The organism is Streptomyces sp. NBC_00341 (assembly GCF_041435055.1).
In the GTDB taxonomy this organism is placed as follows: domain Bacteria; phylum Actinomycetota; class Actinomycetes; order Streptomycetales; family Streptomycetaceae; genus Streptomyces.
Genome location: NZ_CP108002.1, coordinates 8720700 through 8728996 on the forward strand (window position 1 = coordinate 8720700; position 8297 = coordinate 8728996).

Genomic DNA, 8297 nt, shown 5'->3' on the forward strand with positions numbered 1-8297 from the left:
CGGGCCCGGCCCGATGGCCGTGGCCCGCCCGGACCGAACGCGTCAGCCGCCCAGCGAGAACGCCTGCGCCGATGATCCGTCGCAACTCTGCTGCGACAGCCTGGCCCCGTCGGCGGTGGAGGCGCCGTCCACGGACAGGCACTTGCCGCTGTTGCGTGCGACGAAGCGGTACCGCCCCGCCGTGCCGGCGGACTCCGCCTTCCACTGCTGGTTGGCGCCTCCCACGTACGTCCACAGGTGAACCCTGGTGCCGGCCGCGGTGGCACCGGGGCCGCCGTCGACGTCCCACACCTTGGTGTTGTGCCGGTTGACGACCTGGTAGGTGCCGTCCCCGACGGGCCGGAACTGCCAGCTCTGGTTGGCTCCGGTGCCACAGCTCCACTGCTGGAGCGCGGTTCCGTCGGCGGTGCCCCAGTCGGCGGCGTCGAGGCAGGCACCGCTGCCGATGTTACTGACCCGGTACCAGGCGGCCGGATCGATGGAGCCCTCGGCGGGCGGCTCCGTCGTGCCGCCGTCGGTGCCGCTCCACACGAAGGTGGCGACCGCGCCGGCGGGCAGTGTGTAGACGAGGGACTTCCCGTTGTCGGTCAGCGAGAACCGCTGCGCGCCGGAAGCGGTGTTGACGACGTACGCGGCACGGGTGCCGTCAGGGTTCTGGAAGGCGACGTTCTCCACACCGCCGTTGCCCTGGCTGGTGGAGCCGATGCGGGTGGCGCCGGGCCTGACGAACTTGCTGACGTGGCCGAGGACGTAGTACTCGGCGTTGCGTGTGACGTTGCCGCCCGCGATCTCCACGACTCCGTTGCAGCGATCGGCGCAGCCGCCCTGGTGCGGGCCGCCGTTCTGGTCCAGGGCGAGGTTCCAGTCGACGACCGTCTCGCCGCCGTTGCGCATGTTCTGCACGACGAGGTTCTCGGCGTGCCACTTGAGGGTGTCGGCGAAGGTGGTGGACCGGTCGGCGCTCTCGGTGCCGGAGCACTCGGTGAAGAAGACACGCTTCCCCACGTCGATGACCTGCTGCTGCGCGGCGGGAGTTCCGCCGTAGCAGTGGAAGGCCGCGCCGATCACCCGGTTGATGCCCTGGGTCCCGTTGAACACGCCGATCGGGTAGTCGGGGTGGTCCCAGTTGTGGTCGAACGCCAGGAGATTGGTGGGCAGGCCGGCCGAGGTGAGGGCGCGGTCGAGCACCTTGATGAAGTCGGCCTGCTGCGACGACGTCATGGTCATCGACGGGTAACTCGCCGCGAACTCCGGCTCGTTCTGGACGCTCAGGTCGGTGAGGGTGATGCCCTGCTGCCCGTACGCCTGGATCGCCTTGACCAGGTAGTCGGCGTATGCCTGATAGCTCTCGGGCTTGAGGCTGCCGCCGTTGAGGGCGTTGTTGGTCTTCATCCAGGCGGGCGGGGTCCAAGGGGTGCCCATGAAGCGGATCGAGGAGTTGACCGCTGTGGCCTGCTTGAGGACCGGGATGATCTCGGCCTTGTCCCGGTCGATGGAGAAGGACCCGGGCGTGTCCTCGTAGGTGTAGAGGCTGCTGTCGGCGTTGAAGTCGCTGCTGCCGAGGGGCTGGCGCAGGTAGGTGAGCCCGATGCCGTCACCGCCGGTGGAGAACAGCGAGCCCATGAGCGCGTCGCGCTTGTCCTGTGGAAGGCCCTGGATGAGGTGGGCGGAGGCGCCGGTGACCGAGGCGCCGGCCCCGGTGAACCGCTGGCCCTTGCTTGTGCCGTCGATGCGTATGTCGACGGGCTGCGCCGATTCGTCGAACGGGACGGTGCCCTCTGCGGAGAGCTTCTTTCCGCCGTCGGGGGTGGTGACCCATACCTGTGCCGTGGGGTCGGCGGCCTGCGCGGCTGTACCGCTGCCGGCCAGGCCGATGGCCGCCGCGGCCATCACGAGGGCGGCGCCTGCGGCGCGCGTCCGGGGGCGGAGGGGACTGGCGTGGAACATGTGCGGCTCTCCTTCGGTCGTGTCGCTCGTGTCGCTCGTGCCTGTCGTTCCTGTCGTTCCTGCGGGGAGGCGCGGCTGCCGTCGGGTTCCGCCGCCGGCCGCGGGCAAGGACATGCCGTATCCCTTCCGGCCGTGGCGGGGCGTGTTCCTGGGGAGGACGGCGATATAGAAGCACACCTACTAAGTGGTTAGTAAGTGGTCGGTCCGGCTTTCCTCCTCCGCCTCGACGGGCCCCTGGTCAGCGGCGCGGGCTCAGCGCCGCACCGAAATTCCAGCCCTTAAGCTGTGCCGGTGAGCAACCAGTCAGCGGGCGGGCGTGGCCGAGCGGCCACGCCCCGCACGCCCCGAAGCCCGGAAGCCCGGAAGCGGCAGCGGGACATCCTGCACATCGCGACGGACGCCTTCGCCGCCCGCGGCTACAACAACGCCTCGCTCGCCGAGATCGCCGACCGGGCCGGGCTGACCCAGGCAGGGGTCCTGCACTACTTCCGTTCCAAGGCGCTCCTGCTCACCAGCGTCCTCGAACTCCGCGACCAGACGGACATCGAGCAACTGGGCCCCGACCGTCCTCACGGACTGGAGTTCCTGCGCCACCTGGTCGACACCGCGCTCCGCAACGCCGAACGCGAAGGCATCGTCCGCCTCTACGCAGTCCTGTCGGCGGAGTCCGTCACGGACGACCATCCGGCGCAGGACTACTTCCGAGACCGGTACGAGGGTCTGCGAGGGTTCGTCGCCGACGCGCTTCGCGAGGCGTGCGACGTGGCCGACGAGGATGCGAAGAGGGCCGACGACGCGGCCAACGCCGTCATCGCCGTGATGGACGGTCTGCAGGTGCAATGGCTGCTGGCGCCCGACACCGTGAACATGGCGGCCTCGACCGACCTGGTGGTCACGGCCCTTCTGGCGTCGCTCGCGCCCCACAAGTTCGGCCCGAGCGACACCCCGAAGCCGGACAGGGCCGGGTTCCAGTAACCCAGTCCGGCCACCCCGACGATGTGTCCGTCCCGCCCGAACCGCCTCCAGCCGGCACTGCCGGCCCTACGCTGGTCCGGGGCGCACCCTCACCGCCCCGGACCCTGGGAGACCTCTGTGGCACAGCCCGTAGAAGCCGGCCCGACCCCGCCGTCGTATCCGCCGAGAACCCCGCCGCCACCGAAGAAGCCGCCGAACCCGCCCCGGCCGAATCCGCAGGACCCGAAGAAGGACACCGCGGCCGACACGGTGGTGCCGACAGCGCGGCGCGGCGCGGGCATGCGGAACCGGCGCGGCAGAAACTGGGTGCTGGAGTCCGCCCCGTGGGCGGCGGGCAAGGCCCGGCCCGCGGTCGTGGAGCAGTTGGGGTCGTGGGGCTACCGGCCGGCCACGACCGTCCTGAACGCGGTGGAGGAGGTCACCACACTCCTCGTCGAGGCCGCAGTCGCCGACGGCGGCACCAGCGTGTCCGTACACCTGTCCGACCAGGACGGGCACGCATGCATCCTCGCCCTCTCCCACTGCCCCGGGCTCACCACCAGCCTCGACGAAACGGGCCAGGACGTTCTCCACAGCATCACCGCACACCCGCCCGTGACCGGGTGCGGAACGGACACCGGACCGGACGGCCGCCGCATCTGGGCCGTCCTCACTCTCTGACCGGCGCCCCGCCCCGCACCGACCGACAACGCGGGCCACTCACCACCCACGCCCCCTACGGCCCTGGCTGATCTCCCCCCGGCCCGCCAGGGCTTCAGGCCGTCTGCGCACGCAGAGAGAGCCCCCCACCGGAGGCCGCCTCGTCCGGCGGCGGTCAGCCACCGTGCGTATTCACCAGGGCACTTCGCCGGCGTCCTCGAAGAACTTGCCGGTCGGACCGTCGTCGGGCAGGGTCGCGAGTTTGATGGCGATCGCGGCGCCCTGCTCCGGGGTACGCACACCGCGGAAGCCGTTGAGGTCGGTCGCGACGTAGCCGGGGCAGCCGGCGTTGATCAGGATGTTCGTACCGCTCAGTTCCCGGGCGTACTGGAGGGTGACAGCGTTCAGGAACGTCTTCGACGGCGCGTACGCCACGGCCACCGGACCTGTTGTCTGCTCAGCCGTGGTCCCCGACTGCCGGGTCAGGGAGCCGACACTGCTGGACATGTTCACGATCCGTGGTGAGGCGGAGCGGCGCAGCAACGGCATCATCGCGTTGGTTACGCGGATGACGCCGATCACGTTGGCCTCCACGACCGTCCGGATGACGGCGGGATCGACCCGGGTGGGCTCCTGCGGCATGCCGCCGGTGATGGCCGCGTTGTTGACGAGCACGTCGAGGCGCCCGGCCTGCTCCTCGATCAGCCGTGCGGCGGCGGTCGCGCTCGCGTCGTCGGTCACGTCCAGCGGTACGCCGAACGCGTCGACGCCGCCCGCGCGCAGCCTCTCCACCGCGGCGCTCCGTCGCTCATCGTCGCGGGCGCCGATGCCGACGCTCCAGCCGAGGGCGCCCAGGCCCGCGGCGATCTCGTAGCCAATTCCCTTGTTCGCGCCGGTGACCAGCGCAATCGTTCGTTCGCTCATGGGAACCATGCTGTCCTCGGAGCTCGGCGGAGTCCAAGACCGATCGGGTGGACACCGATACCGACAGGGTATTGATTCCGGATACCGTGGCGGCATGGAGACCCGGGAACTGCGCTATTTCGTCGCTGTCGCCGAAGAATTGCACTTCGGGCGCGCCGCGCAGCGGCTCAAGATCGCGCAGCCGCCTCTGTCACGGGCGATCCAGCAGCTCGAACGCCGCCTCGGTGCAGCGCTGCTCGATCGGACCAGCCGCACCGTTACGCTGACCGAGGCCGGCTCGGTGCTGTTGGTGGAGGGCAGGGCGGCCCTCGACGCGGTCGACGCCGCCGAACGCCGGGCCCGCCGCGCCGCACTTTCCGCGACCGGCAGCCCCGGGCTGGTCCTGGTCACGAAAGCCAGTGCGTCCAGAGAACTGCTGGCGAATCTGCTGGACACGTATGCCGCCAAACCCGGCGCGGTCCCCATCGACGTCATCCTGTGCGGCCCGTCCGAGCAGCAACGACTCCTGCGCCAGGGCCGGGCCGACGTGGCCCTGCTGCACCGGCCGTTCGACTCGACGGCCGGGTTCGACGCAGAAGAGCTCGGCACGGAAGGCCAGGTCGTGGTCCTGCCGTCCGGACATCCGCTCACCTCCCGGGCCCATGTGCGCATGGCCGATATCAGCGATCTGCCTGGCCTGCCCCTGCCGCGCTGGCCCGACCCCGACGGTACCTACCCGCCCGGCCCCGGCCCGCAGGTCCGCGACCACGCGCAGTTGTTGCAGCTCGTCGCACTCGGTCGTGCTTGCGCGGTCTCACCGGAGTCGTGCCGAGCCCAACTTCACGGCGACCTCGCGGCCGTGCCCGTGCTGGACGCCCCGACAGTCACCACCGTGATCGCCTGGCCGCCCCACAGCCGGTCCGGAGCCGTCGCCGACCTTGTCCGGACTGCGACGGGTCTCTAAGGGCTGCCCCGGCTCACTACCCTGCCCGCCAACTCACGTGCACAGCATGATGAGTTCACTGTTCACTGGACTTTTCGTGCTGCGATGGGAGGCGGGCCGGTCGGCGAGAGAGGCACGGCGGCGGGGTTCGTAGCTGCACGATGGCGGCGATTCGCGTCCTCGGTGCAACGCGACGTTCCTGCTTGGCTAGGGTGCAACCATGGCCACCGCCCGCGCCCACGAACCCGTCCTGCTGGACCCCAAGGGTCCGGTGATCACTGCAATCGCGTGCACTGTGGGCGCGGTTCTGTTCCTCGGTGCGGGAGGGGTCTTCGTCTATGTCACCGTCCGCACTGTCGCCGACCTCGATGAGACCGGCAACGGGTGGGTGTGGGCCGGCGCGGGCCTCGCCCTTGCAGCGGCGTTCGTCGCCTGCGTCGGGTTGTCCACCATCCTCTTCGCCCGTGAGGAACGGCGGGCCACGCTCCAGCTCGCCGCCCTCGGCGTCGACGCGACCGCCCTGGTTCTGGCGGTTGCCTCAGCCCCGCCGACCAACGACTACCACCACCAGGTCCGGCTCCTGATGCGTATCAGCGGCCCCGGTTTCGAACCCTTCGAGTGCGGCAACGAAGTCCCGAAGTACCGGTTCGGCGGCGCCACGCAGGGGACCGTGCTGCCGGCCCGGGTCAACCCGGTCACCCGCGCGTTCACCATCGAGCGACCGCCTGCGCCCCCGGCCCCCGCAGCCGGAGACGCATAGCGGGGACGCGGACCGCTTCCCGTGTTTGGTCGTCGTTTCACATGGCGAGGTGCGAGCGGCGGCCGGCGGGCAGGGCCTCCGGCCCCGGCTCAGCCCTGCGCCAGCTCCGCCACGGGCTGCCACTTCTCCCACACGGCGAGTCGCTGCTCGTAGTCGGCCTTGGCGATGCCCAGCGGCGCCGCGCCGAAGAAGCAGCGCAGCGGCGGCTCGTCGGCGTCGACGATCTCCAGCACGGCGGCGGCGGACGCCGCAGGGTCGCCCGGTGTACCGACACGCTTGCGGCGCTGCTCCTGCACCTCCTTGTGGAAGTCGGCGTACGCGGGCAACGGGTCGGACGTGCTCGATGACGAACCCGCCCAGTCGGTGGCGAAGCCTCCCGGCTCGATCAGCGTGACCTTGATGCCGAACGGCGCCACTTCCTGGGCCAGCGCCTGGCTGATGCCTTCGAGCGCCCACTTCGACGCGTGGTAGATCCCGACCAGCGGGAAGGCGCTGATGCCTCCGATGGAAGAGACCTGGAGAATATGGCCGCTACCCTGCTCGCGCAGCAGCGGCAGTGCCGCCTGGGTGATCCACAGGGCGCCGAACAGGTTGGTGTCCAGTTGTGCGCGCGCCTCGGCCTCGGTGAGTTCCTCGACCAAGCCGAAGTGGCCGTAACCGGCGTTGTTGACCACCACGTCAAGACGCCCGAACCGTTCGTGCGCCTGCTGTACGGCGGCGAAGCCGGCGTCACGGTCCGTCACGTCGAGACGTAGAGGCAGCAGCCGTTCTCCGTACTTCTCGCGCAGGTCACCCAGTGTGGAGAGGTCGCGCGCGGTCGCGGCCACCGAATCGCCGCGTTCGAGGGCGGCGATGGCCCACTCCCTGCCGAAGCCGCGCGAGGCGCCGGTGATGAACCAGATCTTCTGCGTCATGGTGTGCTCCTCCAGAAACCCGTCATCCGCTCGGACAACATCTCCCGCCAGACAACACCTTCGAGTGGACTCGAAGGCAAACGGTTCGGTGCGTGGCGGCCGCCGAAAACGCTGAGATCGGCTGTGCCCCGGCCGACGGCGGGCCGGTCTCACGCCGTGCGACGGACGCCCCTTTCCCTCACCTTGGCTGGGCGGGGACGGGGCGCAGACGGGGCGCGTACCCGGCGTACGGGAGCGCGGTGTGATCTGGGTGTGTCAGAACGTCAGCGGGCGTACGCCGCCGGTTATCCAAATTTGAACGGGTCGTATTGAGTGATACTCGCACAATAGGGACATGGGGTGGCTGAATGTTTCTGTTGTGATCCCACTGGCATATGTCTCGGGGGTGTCTCGGCCGTTGTAGGCCCATTGGGTACTCGCGGGCAATGGGCTGAATTTGCATCTTCGGCCGTCGAAGGTCCTCTATTGTGATTGGCGTGAGCGAGCCAAGTCGGGGGAGTCCGGCTCGGTCATCGGTGTAACGTCGGTATCCCGAGGCGTAACGAATCTTCGCCCGCGTGGTCGAGATATCGCACCGTGAGGGGCGGGCGGTTCGGCGGGTCGCTGCGGACGTCGATTTGCGGCGCGCCCGAAAAAGGCTGATGAACATGCCGTGGAAAGTGTGAGAACAAGTGGGGGGACGGTCGTGACCAATCCTTTCGATGACGAGTCGGGGCGGTTCGTGACGCTGGTGAATGGCGAGGGTCAGTACTCGCTGTGGCCGGCGCACATCGAAATCCCGGGCGGCTGGAGCGTGGGCGGCCCGGAAGGATCGCGTCAGGAGTGTCTGGACGCGATCGAGGCCGGGTGGACCGATATGCGGCCCACCAGCCTGGTGCGGATGATGGAGGCCGACGCCGGACAGGGGACGCGTCCGAGCCCTTGATGTCGCCGTGGACGGCCACCAGGCCGAGCATGTCCGGCGCTCCAGTCCGATCGCCTTCGCTCGCAATCGAGCAGAATCGATCAGGCTGGAGCGGTAATCGTTCACGCATGGCGCATGAGCGATCATGTTGCCTTTATTTGGCTTTCGTGAATCATTGATGGACTGCCTGGCGGATCGTCCTCGATATGTGAGGTCAGTGGAGTGACTGTCGATGGAGTGACTGCCGATCCACTGGGTCGGCAGGGGCTCCATCAGTATCGATGCCAAGGGTTCGGCGACGTTTCTCTCTGA

The 8297-nt window shown here is 69.2% G+C and carries 8 protein-coding genes; 5 read left to right on the plus strand and 3 right to left on the minus strand.

The genetic code is table 11. From position 1 onward, the window contains the following. Window positions 1–42: 42 nt before the first annotated feature. Window positions 43–1947: an RICIN domain-containing protein gene (locus OG892_RS38750; protein WP_371631528.1), complete on the minus strand. Its 1905-nt coding sequence runs from the start codon at window positions 1945–1947 to the stop codon at window positions 43–45. A 291-nt stretch (window positions 1948–2238) separates the two neighbouring features. Between OG892_RS38750 and OG892_RS38755 the strand changes: the two genes are divergently transcribed. Both OG892_RS38755 and OG892_RS38760 read left to right on the plus strand, forming a co-directional pair. After that, window positions 2239–2922, plus strand: coding sequence for a TetR/AcrR family transcriptional regulator (locus OG892_RS38755; protein ID WP_371631529.1), 684 nt, complete (start codon window positions 2239–2241; stop codon window positions 2920–2922). A 117-nt stretch (window positions 2923–3039) separates the two neighbouring features. After that, entirely contained in the window at window positions 3040–3582 is a 543-nt protein-coding gene (locus tag OG892_RS38760) for a hypothetical protein (RefSeq protein ID WP_371631530.1), read from the plus strand. Between the two features lie 171 nt (window positions 3583–3753). Here OG892_RS38760 and OG892_RS38765 read toward each other — a convergent pair whose 3' ends face one another. Next, the gene (locus tag OG892_RS38765) at window positions 3754–4485 is read right to left on the minus strand and encodes an SDR family NAD(P)-dependent oxidoreductase (RefSeq protein ID WP_371631531.1); all 732 of its coding nucleotides are present in this window, start codon (window positions 4483–4485) and stop codon (window positions 3754–3756) included. Window positions 4486–4579: 94 nt separating this feature from the next. On the opposite strand from OG892_RS38765, the gene OG892_RS38770 reads away from it, so the two are divergent. Both OG892_RS38770 and OG892_RS38775 read left to right on the plus strand, forming a co-directional pair. Further along, entirely contained in the window at window positions 4580–5428 is an 849-nt protein-coding gene (locus tag OG892_RS38770) for a LysR family transcriptional regulator (RefSeq protein ID WP_371631532.1), read from the plus strand. Window positions 5429–5627: 199 nt separating this feature from the next. After that, on the plus strand, window positions 5628–6167 hold the full coding sequence (locus OG892_RS38775; protein ID WP_371631533.1) for a hypothetical protein: 540 nt from the start codon (window positions 5628–5630) through the stop codon (window positions 6165–6167). Between the two features lie 89 nt (window positions 6168–6256). Here OG892_RS38775 and OG892_RS38780 read toward each other — a convergent pair whose 3' ends face one another. Next, window positions 6257–7081 (minus strand): SDR family oxidoreductase, encoded by an 825-nt coding sequence (locus OG892_RS38780; protein WP_073733800.1) that lies wholly within the window; start codon window positions 7079–7081, stop codon window positions 6257–6259. Between the two features lie 685 nt (window positions 7082–7766). Here OG892_RS38780 and OG892_RS38785 point away from each other — a divergent pair. Beyond that, on the plus strand, window positions 7767–8006 hold the full coding sequence (locus OG892_RS38785) for an MbtH family protein (RefSeq protein WP_073733799.1): 240 nt from the start codon (window positions 7767–7769) through the stop codon (window positions 8004–8006). Window positions 8007–8297 lie beyond the last annotated feature (291 nt).

Coding starts and splice junctions, on each gene's coding strand:
- OG892_RS38770 (WP_371631532.1), top strand. CDS start 4,580: ATGGAGACCCGGGAACTGCGCTATTTCGTCGCTGTCGCCGAAGAATTG.
- OG892_RS38750 (WP_371631528.1), bottom strand. CDS start 1,947: ATGTTCCACGCCAGTCCCCTCCGCCCCCGGACGCGCGCCGCAGGCGCC.
- OG892_RS38765 (WP_371631531.1), bottom strand. CDS start 4,485: ATGAGCGAACGAACGATTGCGCTGGTCACCGGCGCGAACAAGGGAATT.
- OG892_RS38775 (WP_371631533.1), top strand. CDS start 5,628: ATGGCCACCGCCCGCGCCCACGAACCCGTCCTGCTGGACCCCAAGGGT.
- OG892_RS38780 (WP_073733800.1), bottom strand. CDS start 7,081: ATGACGCAGAAGATCTGGTTCATCACCGGCGCCTCGCGCGGCTTCGGC.